The organism is Kitasatospora sp. NPDC056446 (assembly GCF_042796115.1).
Taxonomy (GTDB): Bacteria; Actinomycetota; Actinomycetes; order Streptomycetales; family Streptomycetaceae; genus Kitasatospora.
In genome coordinates this window covers 1-1,591 of sequence record NZ_JBHTRF010000206.1, presented here as the reverse complement: position 1 = coordinate 1,591, position 1,591 = coordinate 1, and the positions used below count along the sequence as shown (strand labels likewise).

The following is a 1,591-nucleotide window of genomic DNA, read 5'->3' as shown; positions in this document are numbered from 1 at the left end:
GGTCACGTGGCCCGGACGGAAGATATGCCACCGAAGCAGGATCGCGACGGATTTTTCCGATGTGTAGATATCGCCCAGCGTGCCGTTGATATGGACGGCACCCACATTGACCGTGATAGGGGCTGAACGGATATCGCGGATACGGAAGCGCACCATATCCCACATCGCCTGCTGGAAGTTCGCGCAGGTGCGACCGATCATGGCCAAGCGATAGAACCAGTGCCAGGTCTTGAAATAGTTTGCTTCCAGGGTCGCCCGGTCGACCATGGGCAGCTGCGCCAGACCGGTGGCCGCCTGTGCAGGTTGCGTCTGTTCGTCGTGATGGCGGATCCAGCCCACGTACTTCCGGCCCGTACGGTCCCAGAGCGGCCCTGTGTTGACGCCTGCCCAGGCCGTCGCCGGATAAAGACCCAGATTCCCGAGATAGCGCTGGTAGTCGGCTTTATTGCGGTGCAGGAAGTAGGCCAGGAAGCCTGGCAGCTCGCCATTGTCGTAGCCGCCGGCAGGCATCAGGCCCATGGTCCAATGGCACGGGCCGAGAGAGACCAGAGCGTCATCGTAGGCATTGATGCTGTCGAACATGCCCATGCATTCCTGCTCGGCCGTGGCACGCACAACACGATAGGTGGACGCTGCGGCGCCGTTGGGTGTGGCGGCCAGGATTGCCGTGGTGGTCGCTGGACCGATCAAGCGTTCCGGCGTCATTTCCGCTTCGGCCCACGTATGGTTGGGCACTTCGCTCATCGGGCCGCCATAGGTCATGAACCGCGCGTAGCTGCCCAGCGACTGGTACTGATCATCACGGCGACCGTTGGGAAGCGTGTAGTGTCCGGTGAAGTCCCTGCTGAACATCCGGACGCGCGCGACCACCCGGTTGGAGGCATTGCGCACGGTGCCCTGCGTGATCTCGTCGAAGTTCCAGATGTTGACGCCGTTGGTATACGGCGTAGTGCGCTGGTTGTTGCCGGTGGCAACCTGCCATGCCTCGATGACCACCGGGCAACGATAGTTGTTGCGCAACCAGTGTTCCATCGCTGTGCGCGTATTGGCGTTCATCACGCCGCTGATCGGGCCGGTGTAGCGCGATCCGTTGGCGACCCGGTCCAGCGAGGCGACGTGATAGCTTTCCGGTGGATTGGAATTGGGGCGCAGTCCCAGTGCCATCACTTCCGGTGCGGTCAAGCCTGCCTGGGGTTGCCAGCCGTGCAGCCGTCCCTGGTTCAGTTGGGCGGCATTGGCCATGCTGGCATAGATCTGGAACTCTCGTACCGCCCACTCGGTGCCGCGGCCGAATCCACCATCAGGTGTGCCGACGAACATGAAGCCCAGCGTACGCAGGTCCTGCTGGAGCTGGCGTACGTGCTGCGGGATCGCCAGCGTCGCGCCGCCCTGGTTCTGCGGTGTCTGTGCGTTCGCAGGCGTGGGCGGGGGCGGGTTGTCGACGCCACCCCAGCGAGGCGGCCTGTTGTTCGCAGGCGTGCCATCGTGGTCGCCTCGTCGGAGGTTGTGATTGCCGTAGATCATGCATCCGTCCTAGATGTCGTGGTCTTTGCCCAGCGAGGTGACGCCGGGAAGGCTGGGTGTATTGAGC

At 63.0% G+C, this 1,591-nt stretch carries 1 protein-coding gene; it reads right to left on the bottom strand.

Annotated features, from left to right (window positions below):
* A partial coding sequence (locus ACFQ6N_RS40690) for a peptidoglycan-binding protein (protein WP_380659180.1) occupies positions 1 to 1,524 on the bottom strand: 1,524 nt, incomplete at its 3' end.
* Between the last annotated feature and the right edge of the window lie 67 nt (positions 1,525 to 1,591).